Annotated in this window: 15 protein-coding genes and 2 pseudogenes; 8 read left to right on the plus strand and 9 right to left on the minus strand. The window is 66.2% G+C overall.

Annotated features, from left to right (window positions below; all coding sequences use genetic code 11):
* Positions 1-49: 49 nt before the first annotated feature.
* The gene (gene clpA / locus AC5IG3_RS16350; RefSeq protein ID WP_491907349.1) at positions 50-2,356 is read right to left on the minus strand and encodes an ATP-dependent Clp protease ATP-binding subunit ClpA; all 2,307 of its coding nucleotides are present in this window, start codon (positions 2,354-2,356) and stop codon (positions 50-52) included.
* Positions 2,353-2,703, minus strand: coding sequence for an ATP-dependent Clp protease adapter ClpS (gene clpS, locus AC5IG3_RS16355; RefSeq protein ID WP_491907350.1), 351 nt, complete (start codon positions 2,701-2,703; stop codon positions 2,353-2,355). The genes clpA and clpS overlap by 4 nt, the downstream gene beginning before the upstream one ends.
* A gap of 185 nt (positions 2,704-2,888) precedes the next feature.
* Between clpS and AC5IG3_RS16360 the strand changes: the two genes are divergently transcribed.
* Positions 2,889-3,113 carry a cold-shock protein gene (locus AC5IG3_RS16360; protein ID WP_491907351.1) on the plus strand — a complete coding sequence of 75 codons (225 nt, stop codon included), beginning with the start codon at positions 2,889-2,891 and terminating at the stop codon, positions 3,111-3,113.
* Here AC5IG3_RS16360 and AC5IG3_RS16365 read toward each other — a convergent pair.
* The 5 genes from AC5IG3_RS16365 to AC5IG3_RS16385 form a co-directional block, all read right to left on the minus strand.
* Positions 3,110-3,472, minus strand: coding sequence for a VanZ family protein (locus tag AC5IG3_RS16365; RefSeq protein ID WP_491907352.1), 363 nt, complete (start codon positions 3,470-3,472; stop codon positions 3,110-3,112). The two genes, AC5IG3_RS16360 and AC5IG3_RS16365, sit on opposite strands and share 4 nt — an antisense overlap.
* A gap of 32 nt (positions 3,473-3,504) precedes the next feature.
* Positions 3,505-4,158: an electron transport complex subunit RsxB gene (gene rsxB, locus AC5IG3_RS16370; RefSeq protein ID WP_491907353.1), complete on the minus strand. Its 654-nt coding sequence runs from the start codon at positions 4,156-4,158 to the stop codon at positions 3,505-3,507.
* 81 nt (positions 4,159-4,239) lie between these two features.
* Positions 4,240-5,481: a polyhydroxyalkanoate depolymerase gene (locus tag AC5IG3_RS16375; RefSeq protein WP_491907354.1), complete on the minus strand. Its 1,242-nt coding sequence runs from the start codon at positions 5,479-5,481 to the stop codon at positions 4,240-4,242.
* A gap of 185 nt (positions 5,482-5,666) precedes the next feature.
* Positions 5,667-6,533: an HDOD domain-containing protein gene (locus tag AC5IG3_RS16380; protein ID WP_491907355.1), complete on the minus strand. Its 867-nt coding sequence runs from the start codon at positions 6,531-6,533 to the stop codon at positions 5,667-5,669.
* Between the two features lie 123 nt (positions 6,534-6,656).
* Positions 6,657-8,804 (minus strand): sodium-translocating pyrophosphatase, encoded by a 2,148-nt coding sequence (locus tag AC5IG3_RS16385; RefSeq protein ID WP_491907356.1) that lies wholly within the window; start codon positions 8,802-8,804, stop codon positions 6,657-6,659.
* 252 nt (positions 8,805-9,056) lie between these two features.
* Here AC5IG3_RS16385 and ppa point away from each other — a divergent pair, with 252 nt between their 5' ends.
* Positions 9,057-9,599 (plus strand): inorganic diphosphatase, encoded by a 543-nt coding sequence (gene ppa, locus AC5IG3_RS16390; protein WP_491907357.1) that lies wholly within the window; start codon positions 9,057-9,059, stop codon positions 9,597-9,599.
* A gap of 114 nt (positions 9,600-9,713) precedes the next feature.
* Here the strand turns inward: ppa and AC5IG3_RS16395 are convergent.
* A pseudogene (locus AC5IG3_RS16395) lies at positions 9,714-10,296 on the minus strand (superoxide dismutase).
* 140 nt (positions 10,297-10,436) lie between these two features.
* Positions 10,437-11,733, minus strand: a pseudogene (gene xseA / locus AC5IG3_RS16400) (exodeoxyribonuclease VII large subunit).
* 393 nt (positions 11,734-12,126) lie between these two features.
* Here xseA and AC5IG3_RS16405 point away from each other — a divergent pair.
* From AC5IG3_RS16405 to adk, 6 genes are all read left to right on the plus strand, one after another.
* Positions 12,127-12,771, plus strand: a complete 645-nt coding sequence (locus AC5IG3_RS16405; protein WP_491907358.1) for a MotA/TolQ/ExbB proton channel family protein — start codon at positions 12,127-12,129, stop codon at positions 12,769-12,771.
* 17 nt (positions 12,772-12,788) lie between these two features.
* Positions 12,789-13,229, plus strand: coding sequence for an ExbD/TolR family protein (locus tag AC5IG3_RS16410; protein WP_491907592.1), 441 nt, complete (start codon positions 12,789-12,791; stop codon positions 13,227-13,229).
* Positions 13,230-13,250: 21 nt separating this feature from the next.
* Positions 13,251-14,324: a tetraacyldisaccharide 4'-kinase gene (gene lpxK / locus AC5IG3_RS16415; protein ID WP_491907359.1), complete on the plus strand. Its 1,074-nt coding sequence runs from the start codon at positions 13,251-13,253 to the stop codon at positions 14,322-14,324.
* Between the two features lie 11 nt (positions 14,325-14,335).
* Positions 14,336-14,536 carry a Trm112 family protein gene (locus AC5IG3_RS16420; RefSeq protein WP_491907360.1) on the plus strand — a complete coding sequence of 67 codons (201 nt, stop codon included), beginning with the start codon at positions 14,336-14,338 and terminating at the stop codon, positions 14,534-14,536.
* Positions 14,533-15,285: a 3-deoxy-manno-octulosonate cytidylyltransferase gene (kdsB, locus tag AC5IG3_RS16425; protein WP_491907361.1), complete on the plus strand. Its 753-nt coding sequence runs from the start codon at positions 14,533-14,535 to the stop codon at positions 15,283-15,285. The genes AC5IG3_RS16420 and kdsB overlap by 4 nt, the downstream gene beginning before the upstream one ends.
* Before the next feature lie 159 nt (positions 15,286-15,444).
* Positions 15,445-16,098: an adenylate kinase gene (adk, locus tag AC5IG3_RS16430; protein ID WP_491907362.1), complete on the plus strand. Its 654-nt coding sequence runs from the start codon at positions 15,445-15,447 to the stop codon at positions 16,096-16,098.
* Positions 16,099-16,124: the final 26 nt, after the last annotated feature.

Here is a 16,124-nt window from a genome sequence, read left to right on the forward strand (position 1 = left end):
CGCAGGGCCCCGAATTCTTGGTGAGTGACGAAAAGGGTCAGGAGAAGGATCAGGCCGTGGCCGGCTCCGCCTTGGGCTTGTCGCTCTTGTTGTTGCGCGGCTCGATGTCGAGTTGCACCTCGTCCTGGTCGTCCAGGCTGACCGTCAGGCGACCGCCATCGGTCAGGCGACCGAACAGCAACTCGTCGGCCAGCGCGCGGCGGATGGTGTCCTGGATCAGGCGCTGCATCGGACGCGCGCCCATCAGTGGGTCGAAACCCTTCTTGCCCAGGTACTTGCGCAGCGCGTCGGTGAAAGTGACCTCGACCTTCTTCTCACCCAGCTGACTCTCCAGCTGCAGCAGGAACTTGTCGACCACGCGCAGGATGATTTCCTCGTCCAGCGGCCGGAAGCTGACGATGGCGTCCAGGCGGTTGCGGAACTCGGGCGTGAACATGCGCTTGATGTCGCCCATCTCGTCGCCGCTCTCACGCGGGTTGGTGAAGCCGATGGTCGCCTTGTTCATGGTCTCGGCACCCGCGTTGGTCGTCATGATGACGATGACGTTGCGGAAGTCGGCCTTGCGCCCGTTGTTGTCGGTCAGCGTGCCATGGTCCATCACCTGCAGCAGCACGTTGAAGACATCCGGATGCGCCTTCTCGATCTCGTCGAGCAGCAGCACGCAGTGTGGCTTCTTGGTCACCGCCTCGGTCAGCAGGCCGCCCTGGTCGAAACCGACGTAGCCCGGCGGCGCGCCGATCAGGCGGCTGACAGCGTGACGCTCCATGTACTCCGACATGTCGAAGCGGATCAGATCGATGCCCAGGATGTAGGCCAGCTGCTTGGCGACCTCGGTCTTGCCAACGCCGGTCGGGCCGCTGAACAGGAAGGCGCCAATCGGCTTCTCGGGTCGGCCCAGGCCGGAGCGGGCCATCTTGATGGCCGCAGCCAGCGCGTCGATCGCCTTGTCCTGGCCGAACACGACGCTCTTGAGGTCGCGGTCCAGGCTCTTGAGCTTGCTGCGGTCGTCGCTGCTGACGCTGGCAGGCGGGATGCGGGCGATCTTGGCAACGATGTCCTCGACCTCGTTGCGCGTGATTTTCTTCTTCTGCTTGCTCTTGGGCAGGATGCGCTGGGCGGCGCCGGCCTCGTCGATCACGTCAATCGCCTTGTCGGGCAGATGGCGGTCGTTGATGTACTTGGCCGACAACTCGGCCGCAGCCTGCAGTGCACCCAGGTCGTACTTGACGCTGTGGTGCTCTTCGAAGCGTGACTTCAGGCCCTTGAGGATCTCGATGGTCTGCTCGACCGTCGGCTCGGCCACATCGACCTTCTGGAAGCGACGCGACAGGGCGGCGTCTTTTTCGAAGATGCCTCGGTACTCGGTGAAGGTGGTCGCGCCCAGGCACTTGATCTGGCCGGAACTGAGCGCCGGCTTGAGCAGGTTGCTGGCGTCCAACGTGCCGCCCGAGGCCGCGCCGGCGCCGATCAGCGTGTGGATTTCGTCGATGAACAGCACCGCGTGCGGGTGCTCCTTCAACTGCTTGAGTACGCCCTTCAAGCGCTGCTCGAAGTCGCCACGGTACTTGGTGCCGGCCAGCAGCGCGCCCATGTCGAGCGAGTAGACGGTCGACTCCGACAGCACGTCCGGCACGTCGCCCTGAGTGATGCGCCAGGCCAGGCCCTCGGCAATCGCGGTCTTGCCGACGCCAGCCTCACCCACCAGCAGCGGGTTGTTCTTGCGGCGGCGGCACAGCACCTGGATGACGCGCTCGACCTCATGGTCACGGCCGATCAGCGGGTCGATGCGGCCATCGCGCGCCGCCTGGTTGAGGTTCTGCGTGTAGAGCTCAAGCGGCGAGCCCTTGCTCTCGCCCTCTTCCTTTTCACCCTCGCCGTTGCCCGTGGGCTCGCTGGACTTGGTCGGCTCGGGCGGGTCGGACTTCTTGATGCCGTGGGCAATGAAGTTCACCACGTCCAGGCGCGTCACGCCCTGCTGGTGCAGGTAGTAGACCGCGTGGGAGTCCTTCTCGCCGAAGATCGCCACCAGCACGTTCGCGCCGGTGACTTCCTTCTTGCCGTTGCCGGTGGACTGCACATGCATGATGGCGCGCTGGATCACGCGCTGGAAACCCAGCGTGGGCTGGGTGTCCACCTCATCGGTGCCGCCCACGGTGGGCGTGTTCTCTTTGATGAACTGCGCCAAGCTCTTGCGCAGATCGTCGATGTTGGCCGCACAGGCCTTCAGGACCTCGGAGGCTGATGGGTTGTCCAGCAGCGCCAGCAACAGGTGCTCGACGGTGATGAACTCGTGCCGCTGCTGCCGGGCTTCAACGAACGCCATGTGCAGACTGACTTCCAACTCTTGCGCAATCATGCTTCCTCCATAGTGCACTGCAGCGGGTGGCCCGAGCGACGCGCGGCCGCCTGAACCATCTCGACCTTGGTGGCGGCCACGTCCTGGGTATACACCCCACAGACAGCCCGCCCCTCGTGGTGAATCTTCAACATGATCTGCGTCGCAGTCTCGATGTCATGGTGAAAGAACTGCTGTAACGCCATGACGACGAATTCCATCGGCGTGTAATCGTCATTCAGCATCAGAACTTGATAGACGCGTGGTGGTTCCACGCGTGCCAATTGGCGTTCAGCGACAACATCACCCTGTCCACCATCGGGCGGTGCAGGTTGCTGTGGCGATCCGGGTTGATGACTACTCGACATACGATGATTCTATAGACCGATCTTCTGACACGTGCGTGTGGCAGCAAGTTGCCAGGACATGGGCAGGTTATGCGGCAAGCGGACGAGCAGCAATGCCGAATCCCGAAATGCAAATTCTTGACACGAACCGTCACATTACAGAAAAATCACGACCAAATTCAAGAACGCTCTCGGAGGATATTCATATGGCATTCGGCATGGTCAAGTGGTTCAACGACGTCAAGGGCTTCGGCTTCATCGAGCCCGAAGGCGGTGGCGAAGACATCTTTGCGCACTTCTCGGCCATTCAGATGGAGGGCTTCCGCAGCCTCAAGCAAGGCTCGGCGGTGACCTTTGATCTGGTTGATGGTCCCAAGGGCCGGCTGGCCCAGAACATCCGCGCCAGCGACGCGTCAGAAGAAGGCATTTAATCGCGGTGGCGCGACAGCCCCACCACTCGCGTCGCCAGCGCCAGCAGGGCAGCGCCCAGCAGCAGTCCCAGCACATCGGCCAGCCAATCGCCCCATTCGGCGGTTCGGTAGGTCGTCAGCGCCTGCAGGCCCTCGATCAACGCGCCGAACACCATCAAGCCGAGCGCCACCTTCAGCGGGCGGCGGGGCCATGCCCGCAGACCCAGCACCGCCAACACCCCGAAACCGAGCAGGTGATTGGTCTTGTCCCAGCCCGTCGTCGGCATTTCCGGGCCGATCGATATCAGGGACAGCACCAGAATGACCAGCGCACTGGCGCCGAAAGCACCTTGGCGCCAAGCGGCAGAGTTCCAATTCATCTTCATTGAAGCCACAGGCTCTTGGGTTGGGGTCAGGCGCCGCGCTGCGCCCGGGCACGCGCCAGCGCTGCCTGGATGACGCTGCGCTTGCGATCGAGCTCAGTCGCATCGTCCGAGCGCGTGAGTTCAGCCAGATGGTCGAGCTTGTACTGCGCCTTGGCTTCAAGCTGTTCGGCCTGCTGCTGCACCGCAACCGCGCGGCGCTGGTTGCGGGCCTGGTAGGCGGTGCGCGCCTGATCGGCCTGAACTGCCGTCCAGGCATCCCAGCCGCTGGCGCCGGGCGTGACAGTTTCGACGGCAATGCAGTCGACCGGACACGCCGACACGCAGAGTTCGCAGCCTGTGCAGTCCGCTTCGATTACGGTGTGCATCTGCTTAGGCGCACCGACGATGCAATCCACCGGACAGGCCTTGATGCACAAGGTGCAGCCGATGCACCAGGCCTCATCGATCCAGACCACCGTGCGCGGGCCTTCGAAGCCATATTGCGCGTCGAGCGCGGTCACGGCCTGGCCGGTGAGGTGCGCCAGCCGGGCCACGCCCTCTTCTCCGCCGGGTGGACAGCGGTTGATGGCAGCCAGGCCATCGGCGATGGCCTGGGCATAGCTGCGGCAATCGGGATAGCCACAGCGGGTGCACTGGGTTTGCGGCAGCAGCGCGTCGATCTGGTCGGCAGTTGGAAACATGGCGTCGCAAGAAACAAGAAGGGCCGGTTCAACCGGCCCTTGATTGTCGTGGCGATGAATCGCCTCAGCGTAAGGTCAGTTTCAACCCTGGTGCTTCAGGATGAAATCGCGCACTTCCGGGTAAGCCTTCTCGCGCCAGCGGCGGCCCGAGAAGATGCCATAGTGACCGGCGCCTTCGACCGAGTAGTGGCGGCGTTTCTCGGCCGGAATGCCGCTGCACAGGCCTTGGGCCGCCTCGGTCTGGCCGGCGCCGGAAATATCGTCCAGTTCACCCTCGACCGTCAGCAGCGCGGTGGCCGTGATGTCCTGCGGCCGCACCAGCTTGCCCTTGACCAGCCAGGTGCCGTTGACCAGGGCAAAGTCCTGGAAAACGGTCTTGATGGTTTCGAGGTAGTAATCGGCCGACATGTCGAGCACGGCGTTGTACTCGTCGTAGAACTTGCGGTGCGAGTCGACGTTGTCGTCGTCACCGCGGATCAGGTCGAGGAAGTAGTCGTAGTGCGAATTGACGTGGCGGTCCGGGTTCATCGCCACGAAGCCGGTGTGCTGCATGAAGCCCGGGTAGACGCGGCGGCCTGCGCCCGGATAGTTCTGTGGCACGCGGTAGATCACGTTGTGCTCGAACCACTCGTAGGGGCGGTTCATGGCCAGGTTGTTGACCGAAGTCGGGCTCTTGCGAGCGTCGATCGGGCCACCCATCATGGTCATGGTGCGCGGCGTGACTTCGCCGGCCGAGGCCATCAGCGAGATCGCGGCCAGCACCGGCACGGTCGGCTGGCAGACCGAGATCACGTTCACCTCGGGGCCGAGGCGGCGGATGAAGTCCTGCACGTAGGCCACGTAGTCGTCCAGATGGAAATCGCCTTTTTCCAGCGGCACCATGCGGGCGTCGACCCAGTCGGTGATGTAGACCTTGTGGTCCTGCAACAGCGTGCGCACGGTGTCGCGCAGCAGCGTCGAGTGGTGGCCCGACAGCGGCGCCACCACCAGCACCGAGGGCTGGGCGCGCATGCGCTCCAGCATCTGGGCGTCGTCGGTGTAGCGCTTGAATCGCAGCAGGCGGCAGAAGGGCTTGGCCTCGACGATCTGTTCCTGGACCGCGATCTCGGTGCCATTGACCTGTACCGAGGTGATCTCGAAGGCCGGCTTCTCGTACTCCTTGGTCAGCCGGTGCAGCAGATCGAAGCCTGCCGACATGCGTGTCGCACTGGGTGCGCTGGAGAACGGTGAAAGAGGATGGCTGTAGAGCTTGGAAGTCGCGCTGGCGAATTCTGCAAACGGGCTCAGCAGGGCTCGCTGGGTTTCATAAAGCTGGTAGAGCATCGCGATTCCTTGAAGATCCGTACGGTCACAGGCACGTTGCGGGCAGCATCGTATGCTGCAGTGCAACATTATAAGGATTGCCTTACAGGATGCCGACGCAACTCCGACAAATCAAGCCGGAATTTGCCCTGAGAAGCTGCGTCGCTGTCCCAATCCGGGACAACCAGGCGTTTTACCTGAGGTCATCAGTGCACGTGGTTCAGCGCTTCGTGCAGGCTGTCCTGCCAGAGCAGCAACTCGTGTTCGCCCACCTGCAGATGGCGCAGACAGTCACCGCCGCGAACGATCCATTCGGCGCTGTCACCCTGCCCCATCTCGTGCGCCAGCACGATGTACTCGGCCACCACGCAGGCGGCCATCAGCGTGCGCACGACCTCGGGAACGCTGGTGTCATGCAGCGCTTCGGCGTCGTGGTGCAGCCGCAGGGCCGACTTCAGCTCGACGGGCAGACCCCAGGTGCGCGCCACCAGCGCGCCGACGATGGCGTGATCGGTGTGGTGCGCCGCCTGCTCGGTGGCCGTGAAGCTGCGGTCCTGCCGCGCACGGGCCTCGGCCAGCGTGCCGGCATAGCCGCGCAGGCCCTGCAGCAGCAGCGGAATGCCGACATCGCAGAACAGCCCGAAGGTGTGCGCCAGATCGGGCGGCGTGCCGTAGAGCTGGCGGGCGATGTAGCCCATCACCAGCGCACGCCGGCTGGCGCTTTGCCAGAAATGCGCCAGCGCCGGGTGGTTGACTGGCAATGCACGTGCGGCCAGAAACTGCGTCAGCAAGGCGCTGGTCTGGCGCAAGCCCAGCAGCGACATCGCCTGCGGCACGCTGCTGACCGCGCCGCTGCGAGCGTAGATCGGGCTGTTGGCGGCCCGCACCAGCGACGCGGCCATGGCCACGTCCGAAGCGGCAATGGCGCAGACGGCATCCCAGTCGGGGTCAGGCTCAGCCATCACCGTCTGCAACCGGGTCAGCAATTCCGGGCACGGCGGGATGACGATGGTGCGCACCGGACCTTCCGTCCGGGCCCAGTCCAGTTCTTGATCGATATGGCGGTTCAACATGTGTGGCGGCTCCCGAGCGGACTCTAGGCGAGAGTCCGTCGGTCAGAAGCGCCAAACAACACGACTTGCGGTCATCAAATCACGCTGGACAGCGGCACGCCGGGCCATGAAAGCGCTTTTCGCTCACCGGCTGGCCGGCGTGGCACTGGCCGAAGCCGCCTCGGCCGGCGCCGTGATGCTCACGGCCGCTGCGTCATGCGGCGCGGCCGAGGGCGCAGAAGCCCCCGCCGGCAGCAGCGGCACGATCAACAGCGCCACGATGTTGATGATCTTGATGAGCGGGTTCACCGCCGGCCCGGCCGTGTCCTTGTACGGGTCGCCCACCGTGTCGCCGGTGACGGCGGCCTTGTGCGCCTCGCTGCCCTTGCCGCCGTGGTGGCCATCTTCGATGTACTTCTTGGCGTTGTCCCAGGCGCCGCCGCCGGTGCACATGGAAATGGCCACGAACAGCCCCGTGACGATGGTGCCCATCAGCAGTCCGCCCAGCGCCGCCGGCCCCAGCAGCAGGCCGACCGCAATCGGCACCACCACCGGCAGCAGGCTGGGCACGATCATTTCCTTGATGGCCGCCGTCGTCAGCATGTCGACTGCCGCGCTGTAGTCCGGCTTGCGCCGGCCGGCCATGATGGCGCCGTCGGCAAACTGGCGCCGCACCTCGACCACCACGCTGCCGGCGGCGCGGCCGACCGCTTCCATCGCCATGGCGCCGAACAGATAAGGGATCAGCCCGCCGATGAACAGGCCGACGATCACCAGGTGGTTGCTCAGGTCGAAGCTGACGCTCAGCCCGCGCGCTTCCAGCGCGTGGGTGTAGTCGGCAAACAGCACCAGCGCGGCCAGGCCGGCCGAGCCGATGGCGTAGCCCTTGGTGACGGCCTTGGTGGTGTTGCCGACCGCGTCGAGCGGGTCGGTCACATCGCGCACGCTCTTGGGCAGTTCGGCCATCTCGGCGATGCCGCCGGCGTTGTCGGTGATGGGGCCGTAGGCGTCGAGCGCGACGACGATGCCCGCCATGCTCAACATCGACGTGGCGGCAATCGCGATGCCATACAGCCCGGCCAGCTTGAACGCCACCAGGATGGCGAGGCAGACAAAGATCACCGGCCAGGCGGTGGACTTCATGCTCACGCCCAGGCCGGCAATGATGTTGGTGCCGTGGCCGGTGGTGCTGGCCTGCGCCACGTGCTGCACCGGCGCGTACTGGGTGCCGGTGTAGTACTCAGTGACCCAGACCATCGCGGCCGTCAGCACCAGGCCGACGGCGCAGGCGCCGAACAGGCGCAGTTGCGTGCCGGCGCCCAGCGCGTCATCGGGCATCACGGCACGGGTGACGAAGAAGAACGCTCCCAGCGACAGCACGCCCGCCACGATCAGCCCCTTGTAGAGCGCCGGCATCACGTTCTTCATGCCCGGGCTGGCCTTGACGAAGCTGCAGCCGATGATCGACGCGATGATCGACACCCCGGCCAGCAGCAGCGGATACACCACCGCGGCCATGGCCGCGCCCGTGACCACCAGCGCGCCCAGCACCATGGTCGCGATCAGCGTGACGGCGTAGGTCTCGAACAGGTCGGCGGCCATGCCGGCGCAGTCGCCCACGTTGTCGCCCACGTTGTCGGCAATCACCGCCGGGTTGCGCGGGTCGTCCTCGGGGATGCCAGCCTCGACCTTGCCGACCAGGTCGGCACCCACGTCCGCGCCCTTGGTGAAGATGCCGCCGCCGAGCCGCGCAAAGATCGAGATCAGGCTGGAGCCGAACGCCAACCCCATCAGCGGCTTGAGCGTGGTGCTGAGCTCCGCCGGCGCGCTGCTGCCGCCCCCCGTCAACACCCAGAACACCCCGCCCACGCCCAGCATGCCCAGGCCCACCACCAGCAGGCCGGTGATGGCGCCGCCCTTGAAGGCCACGTCCAGCGCCGGGCCGATGCCTTTTGTCGCCGCCTGCGCCGTGCGCACATTGGCACGTACCGAGACATTCATGCCGATGAAGCCGCACGCGCCCGACAGCACTGCGCCCAGCACGAACGCCCCGGCCGTGGGCAGGCCGATGAACAGCCCGATCAGCACCGCCAGCACCACGCCCACCACCGCAATGGTGCGGTACTGCCGCGCCAGGTAGGCCGCGGCGCCCTGCTGCACGGCGGCAGCAATCTCCTGCATGCGGGCGTTGCCGGCGTCGAGTTGAAGAATCCATCGTCGGGAGACGAAGCCGTAGATCACGGCAGCGACGCCGCAAAGCAGCGCGACAAGCAGCGCGGTGGGAAGGGACATGAGGGACTCCTTGCTCTCTGGAAGATGGCTGGGAACTCGTCCGCCGCTGCGTGCGGCCACTGGCATCGCTATCCGGCCTCAGGCGCCGGATACCGTGATTTATTGGCACAACCAATGTAAGGCCAAGCCGAGTCGCGCGGCTAGTTGCGCCAGCCCCGTGTTTTCCATCACAGCCCCGCTCTACCGCAAGGCCGGCGCAAGGGCCAAACGTAGAATCCGCGCAGTTTTCTCACCCACCAGAATGAGCACCGCATGAGCCTGCACAACGTCACCCCCGGCAAGAAATGTCCTGAAGAGTTCAACGTGATCATCGAGATCCCGATGAACGCCGACCCGATCAAGTACGAAGTGGACAAGGAATCCGGCGCGATCTTCGTCGACCGCTTCATGACCACCGCCATGCACTACCCGTGCAACTACGGCTACATCCCGCAGACGCTGTCCGATGACGGTGACCCGGTCGACGTGCTGGTGATCACGCCCTTCGCGCTGACGCCCGGCGTGGTCGTGACCTGCCGCGCCATCGGCGTGCTGAAGATGGACGACGAAGCCGGCGGTGACGCCAAGCTGCTGGCCGTGCCCACCACCAAGATCCTGCCGATCTACTCGCACTGGAACAAGCCCGAGGACATCAACCAGATGCGCCTGAACGCGATCCAGCACTTCTTCGAGCACTACAAGGACCTCGAAAAAGGCAAGTGGGTCAAGGTCCAGGGCTGGGAAGGCCCGGAGTCGGCCAAGGAAGAAATCCTGACCGGCATGGCCAACTACAGCAAGGCGCTGGAAGCCAAGTAAGCACCCAAGGAGTGCTCCTCCAGCAGGGTTGGAGCGTCCATGAAAAAGAGAGCCAACGGCTCTCTTTTTTTGTGCCCGGCGATCCGTGCCGCCGGGCTGCGGTCAACAGGCCGCTCAGGCGAAGTTGGCGGCGGCGAAGTCCCAGTTCGCCAGCGAGGCCAGGAAGGTCTCGACGAACTTGGGGCGCGCGTTGCGGTAGTCGATGTAGTAGGCGTGTTCCCACACGTCGATGCACAGCAGCGCGGTGTCACCGGTGGTCAGCGGCGTGCCGGCGGCACCCATGTTGACGATGTCGACCGAGCCGTCGGCCTTCTTCACCAGCCACGTCCAGCCCGAACCGAAGTTGCCCACGGCCGATGCCTGGAAGGCCTTCTTGAAGCCGTCGTACGAACCCCACTTGGCGTTGATGGCGTCAGCCAGCGCGCCGGTGGGCTCGCCGCCGCCGTTGGGCTTCATGCAGTTCCAGAAGAAGGTGTGGTTCCACACCTGGGCGGCGTTGTTGTAGACGCCACCGCTGGACTTCTTGATGATTTCTTCAAGGCTCAGGGCTTCGAACTCGGTGCCCGGAACCAGGTTGTTCAGGTTGGTCACGTAAGCGTTGTGGTGCTTGCCGTGGTGGTATTCGAAGGTCTCCTGGGGAGATGAACGGTGCCAGGGCGTCGATAGCGTAAGGCAGTGCCGGCAGGGTGAAGGCCATGATGAAGTCCTTGTGGTTCACGGTGCTGCCCGAGGGCAGCGGGTTGGGAAAATCGGTACGAATAATCAACTGCAATGAATTGTAGGCACGCCCCCGCAGGAATCAGGTCGGCTGCAGGACAGCCCCACGAGCGGGTGGCGTCATGGCGCGAGGTGGCTGATGACGCTGGTCAACTCACCGTCTGCCAGCGTCGCTTTGAGGGTCTGGCCCAGTTGCAACTGCTGCACCGAGGTCACGGTGCGGCCGGCGGCGTCGCTCAGGCGCGCATAGCCCTGGCGCAAGGCGCGCGCCGGGTCGAGCGCCCGCATGCCGCGCGGCCAGCAGCGCCAGCCGGTGCTGCTGAGCTTGCAGCTGCTGCCGCTGCGTCTGCAGCAGACGCTGTTGCAGGCGCTGCAGGCGTTGTGATTCACGCGTCAGGTTCTGCGGCAGCGCCCGCTGCAAGCGTTGATTCAGCAGTGCGAGACCCTGGTTGTGGCGCCGCAGCGCGTCCCCCGGGCGGGCCAGGCGCAGCGCGATGTGGTCGAGGCGCTGCGCCTCGCGGTCGAGCCGGTGGTGCAAACGGACACGCGCCAGTCGGGCCAGCTGATCCAGTTCGTCGAGCAACCCTGCCCGGGCCGGCGCGGCCAGTTCGGCCGCCGCCGTGGGCGTGGGCGCACGCAGGTCGGCGGCAAAGTCGGCCAGGGTGAAATCGGTTTCATGGCCGACGCCGCTGACCACCGGCATGGGGGAGGCGACCATGGCGCGCACCACGCGCTCGTCGTTGAAGGCCCACAGGTCTTCGAGCGAGCCGCCGCCGCGGCAGACGAGCAGCACGTCGACCTCGGCGCGCGCACCGGCCAGCGCAATCGCCTGCGCCAGCAGCGCGCCAGCATCGGCACCCTGCACCGGCGCGGGGTAGATGATCAGCTCGACCTGTGGCGAACGCCGTGCCAGCACGCTGACCACGTCGCGCAAGGCGGCAGCGGCCAGCGAGGTGACGATGCCGACGCGGCGCGGCATGGCCGGCAGTGGCCGCTTGATCGAGGGATCGAACAGGCCTTCGGCCTCCAGCCGGGCCTTGAGGCGCAGGAACTGCTCCATCAGCGCGCCAGCGCCGGCACGGCGCATGCCTTCGACGATCAGCTGCAACTCGCCGCGCGGCTCGTAGACCGCCAGCCGGCCACGCAGCTCGACTTCCTGGCCGTCCTGGGGCTGGAAATCCACCAGCGAGGCGGCACGCCGGAACATGGCACAGCGCAGGCCGGCGCTGCCGTCGTGCGACTTGAGGTTGAAGTAGCAATGCCCGCTGCTGGCACGCGAGAAACCGCTCAGTTCACCCCGCACCTGCACGGCGCCAAAGCGCGCCTGCAGCGCGTCGCCCAACGCCTGCAGCAGCGCGGCCACGTCCCACACCAAGCTGCGCTCGCCCCCTGCGGGACGATCCAGGCGATCAGACATGAGTGCGCTCCGGCAAGGAGTCCGTCAAATCATCCACAGACGGGTGTGGCCCTGTCGCATCGCAAAAAATCGCTCGGCAGGCCTTGACTTTCTTCGCAAGTTGTTGATTCGTATGAATTTTCTTCTGCCTTAAAATGAAGCAACCTAAGCCGAGCCGCATGCAGCCTCACTTTTTCTCGGGTCGACGGGCACTTGATAACAAAGTTATCCACAGATATTGGGGATGAATTGCGGTGACTGAGGCGGCTTGACGGTACACGCTCATCGCTTGCGGCCGGTAACCACCGCGGTGCACTCCGGCACAGGGGCCGCTGCCGGAGCGGCCATAATCAACGACGATTCATGCCCGCTTGCACCTGCCGGAAGCGGGTCCGACGACCACGGGGAACGCCTTTGTTTTCGATCATACAAGCCGCTGGCTGGCCGATCTGGCCCCTGATTCTGTGCTCCATCACCGCGCTGGCCATCATCATCGAGCGCTTCTCAAGCCTGCGAGCGGTCAAGGTTGCGCCGCCACAACTGCTCGATGAAGTGCTGGCCCTGGCGCGTCATGGCCAGCCCAGCGATGACGTGGTGCAGAAGCTCGCGGCCAACTCGGTGCTCGGCACCGTGCTGGCTGCCGGACTGAGCGGCACGCCCAAGGGCCGGCAACCCGACGAGCAGCAACTGCGCAACCAGTTCGAGAACGCCGGCCGCACCGCCGTTCATCAGCTGGAGCGCTACCTCAACACCCTGGGCACGCTGGCCTCCGCCGCGCCGCTGCTGGGCCTGCTGGGCACGGTGGTGGGCATGATCGAGATCTTCGGCGCGCAGGCACCGGGCTCGGCGGCCAGTGGCGGCTCCAACCCGGAACAGCTGGCGCACGGCATCTCGGTGGCGCTCTACAACACCGCCTTCGGGCTGATGATCGCCATCCCGGCGCTGATGAGCTATCGCTACTTCCGGGGCCGGGTCGATGAGCATGTGATGAACATCGAGCTGGCCGCCGACCGTCTGCTGCAGCAACTGCTCGGCGGCAGCCACGGCGGCAAGCGCTGAGGCTCGCCACCATGGCCCTGAATTTCCGCCGCCGCCGGCCCGAGGAGCCGGAGATCAACCTGATCCCCTTCATCGACGTGCTGCTGGTGGTGGTGATCTTCCTGATGCTGTCGACCACCTACGCCAAGTACACCGCGCTGAAGATCAGCCTGCCGGTGGCCGACGCCAGCAAGCTCGAAGGCGCGCCGCGCGAGATCCTGGTGACCGTCTCGGCCGAAGGCCGCTACAGCGTCAACCGCCAGCCGCTCGAAGGCAACAGCGTCGAAGTGGTCGCCGCCGCGCTGAGCAGCGCCGCGCAGGGCGATGTGCGACGGCCGCTGATCGTCTCGGCCGACGCCATGGCCGCGCACCAGAGCGTGATCAACGTGATGGATGCAGCCCGGCGTGTCGGCCTCAACCAGCTGACGTTCGCCGCGCAGGGCGGTGCGGGTGCGCGCAGCGGCGCTGCGGCACGCTGACCACAGACATCAGACGCGCTTTTGACGCTCGCCCAACACATCGAAGCCGCCTGGACGCGCGGCGGCCCGCTGCAATGGCTGCTGCGGCCGCTGTCGGGACTGATGCGCCTGCTCGTGGCCTCCCGGCGCGGGCTTTACCGGCGTGGCTGGCTGCGCAGCGAGCGCCTGCCGGTGCCGGTGGTGGTGGTGGGCAACCGCATCGTCGGCGGCGCGGGCAAGACGCCAACCACGCTGGCGCTCGTCAAGGCGCTGCAGGCGGGCGGCTGGCAGCCGGCCATCGTCTCGCGCGGCCATGGCGCCAGCAGCAGTGCGCCGCGCGCGGTGCGGGCCGACTCCAGCGCGATCGAGTCCGGCGACGAGCCGCTGCTGCTGCAGCGCCGCACCGGCGTGCCGGTCTGGGTCGGGCGCGACCGCGTTGCGGTGGCGCGGGCACTGATTGCCGCCCACCCCGGCGTCGACGTGCTGATCTGCGACGACGGCCTGCAGCACCTGCGCCTGCAGCGCGATCTGGAACTGGTGGTGTTCGACGAACGCGGCGCAGGCAACGGCTGGCTGCTGCCCGCCGGCCCACTGCGCGAGCCGATCAACGCGCCCGCCGCCGCACCGCAGCTGGTGCTCTACAACGCCCCCGCGCCCAGCACCGCCCTGCCCGGCGCCTGCGCGCAGCGGCATCTGGCCGGGTTGGTGACACTGGCCGCCTGGTGGAACGGCACGCCGGCCACGCTGGAGGCGCTGGAATCGGTACGCAGCCGTCTGGCCGGCTCGAAACGAGCACGCCCGGTGGCCGCCAGCGCCGGCATCGGTCAGCCGCAGCGCTTTTTTGATGGCCTGCGTGCCGCGGGGCTGACGGTGCAGCCGCTGCCACTGCCCGACCACCATGACTTCCGCACCCTGCCCTGGCCAGCCGATCTGGACGAGCTGATCGTGACCGAGAAGGACGCCATCAAGCTCGACCCCGAGCGCATGGCGCGCGAGCGGCCCGGCCTGCGCGTCTGGGTTGCGCCGCTGGAGTTCGAACTACCGCCCGACTTCATCGCCGCCGTGCTGGCGCGGCTCGCCACCCTGCACCGGCTGGAGCCGCGGCGCAGCAGTTAGGATTCCGCCCCATGGACACACGCTTGATGGAACTGCTGGTTTGCCCGGTCTGCAAAGGCCCGCTCGGACACGACCATGCCACGCACGAATTGATCTGCCCGGCCGACCGGCTGGCCTTCCCGATACGCGACGGCATCGCGGTGATGCTCGAAGGCGAGGCCCGCGTGATCGACGCCGTGCCAGCCGCTCTGAGCGCGCCGACCTTGCCATGAGCTTCACCGTGCTGATCCCGGCGCGGCTGGCGTCGACCCGCCTGCCGAACAAGCCGCTGGCCGATCTGGGCGGCGCCCCGATGGTGGTGCGCGTGGCGCAGCGCTGCGCGCTCAGCTGCGCCAGCGCCGTGGTGGTGGCCACCGACAGCACCGAGATCGCCCAGGCCTGCGCCGCCCACGGCGTGCGCGCCGTGCTGACCGCCGCCAACCACCCGACCGGCAGCGACCGCCTGGCCGAGGCCTGCATGCAACTCGGACTGGACGGGCGCGACATCGTCGTCAACGTGCAGGGCGACGAGCCGCTGATCGAGCCGAGCCTGATCGACGCCTGCGCCGAACTGTTGGGTGCACGCGACGATTGCGTCATGAGCACTGCCGCGCACGCCATCGACTCGGTCGAGGAATACACCAACCCGAACGTCGTCAAGGTCGTGACCGACGCCCTGGGCCGCGCGCTGTACTTTTCACGCGCGCCGCTGCCGTGGTGGCGCGACGGCTACCGCGCCGGCGTGCACCAGTTGCCCGACCCGGCGCCGCTGCGCCACATCGGCATCTACGGCTACAGCGCCGGTTTTCTGCGCCGTTTCCCGACGTTGCAGGCCAGTCCGCTGGAGCAGATCGAGTCGCTGGAACAACTGCGCGTGCTGTGGCACGGCGAGCGCATCGCCGTGCACGTGAGCGCCGTGCGCCCCGGCCCCGGCGTGGACACGCCTGAAGATCTGGAGCGCGTGCGCCGCCACTTCGCCTGAAGTGCACCGATGTGACACAACGGCGACGCCAACCGCCGGTCTAGTTGCTGTCATCCTAGGGAAAACCTGCCGCATCGGTGTGCTTCGTGCGTGAGCTGGCGTCAGCTTGATCTCAGGAGTCGCGTGTTATTCTGAAAAGAAGAGAAACCGAGGAGCTTCATGAGACTGATCCTGTTGGGCGCACCTGGCGCCGGCAAAGGCACGCAAGCGGCCTTCATCTGCCAGAAGTACGGCATTCCGCAAATCTCGACCGGCGACATGCTGCGCGCGGCCGTCAAGGCGGGCTCGCCCATGGGCCTGGCTGCCAAGAAGGTGATGGATGCCGGTGCGCTGGTGAGCGACGACATCATCATCGGCCTGGTCAAGGAACGCATCGCGCAGGCGGACTGCGCCAACGGTTTCCTGTTCGACGGTTTCCCGCGCACGATTCCGCAGGCTGACGCGATGAAGGCGGCGGGCGTCAATCTCGATCTGGTGCTGGAGATCGACGTGCCCAGCGAGGCCATCATCGAGCGCATGAGCGGCCGCCGCTCGCACCCCGCCTCGGGCCGCACTTACCACGTCAAGTTCAACCCGCCCAAGGTCGACGGTCAGGACGACGTGACCGGCGAAGCGCTGGTGCAGCGCGACGACGACAAGGAAGAAACCGTGCGCAAGCGCCTGGAGGTCTACCAGAGCCAGACCCGCCCGCTGGTGGACTACTACGCTGGCTGGTCGGCCACGGGGGACACCGCTGCGCCGCGCTACGCCAAGATCAGCGGCATGGGCTCGGTGGAAGAAATCACCGCGCGGGCTTTGGCTGCGCTGGGCTGATTACCGCCCGCACCGTCTCAAAAGCC

The organism is Leptothrix sp. (in: b-proteobacteria) (assembly GCF_965250675.1).
Taxonomy (GTDB): Bacteria; Pseudomonadota; Gammaproteobacteria; order Burkholderiales; family Burkholderiaceae_C; genus Sphaerotilus.

Bases quoted from the DNA above. Each gene is read 5' to 3' on its own strand.
- clpA (WP_491907349.1), bottom strand. From the start codon at position 2,356: ATGATTGCGCAAGAGTTGGAAGTCAGTCTGCACATGGCGTTCGTTGAA.
- clpS (WP_491907350.1), bottom strand. From the start codon at position 2,703: ATGTCGAGTAGTCATCAACCCGGATCGCCACAGCAACCTGCACCGCCC.
- AC5IG3_RS16360 (WP_491907351.1), top strand. From the start codon at position 2,889: ATGGCATTCGGCATGGTCAAGTGGTTCAACGACGTCAAGGGCTTCGGC.
- AC5IG3_RS16365 (WP_491907352.1), bottom strand. From the start codon at position 3,472: ATGAATTGGAACTCTGCCGCTTGGCGCCAAGGTGCTTTCGGCGCCAGT.
- rsxB (WP_491907353.1), bottom strand. From the start codon at position 4,158: ATGTTTCCAACTGCCGACCAGATCGACGCGCTGCTGCCGCAAACCCAG.
- AC5IG3_RS16375 (WP_491907354.1), bottom strand. From the start codon at position 5,481: ATGCTCTACCAGCTTTATGAAACCCAGCGAGCCCTGCTGAGCCCGTTT.
- AC5IG3_RS16380 (WP_491907355.1), bottom strand. From the start codon at position 6,533: ATGTTGAACCGCCATATCGATCAAGAACTGGACTGGGCCCGGACGGAA.
- AC5IG3_RS16385 (WP_491907356.1), bottom strand. From the start codon at position 8,804: ATGTCCCTTCCCACCGCGCTGCTTGTCGCGCTGCTTTGCGGCGTCGCT.
- ppa (WP_491907357.1), top strand. From the start codon at position 9,057: ATGAGCCTGCACAACGTCACCCCCGGCAAGAAATGTCCTGAAGAGTTC.
- AC5IG3_RS16420 (WP_491907360.1), top strand. From the start codon at position 14,336: ATGGACACACGCTTGATGGAACTGCTGGTTTGCCCGGTCTGCAAAGGC.
- kdsB (WP_491907361.1), top strand. From the start codon at position 14,533: ATGAGCTTCACCGTGCTGATCCCGGCGCGGCTGGCGTCGACCCGCCTG.
- adk (WP_491907362.1), top strand. From the start codon at position 15,445: ATGAGACTGATCCTGTTGGGCGCACCTGGCGCCGGCAAAGGCACGCAA.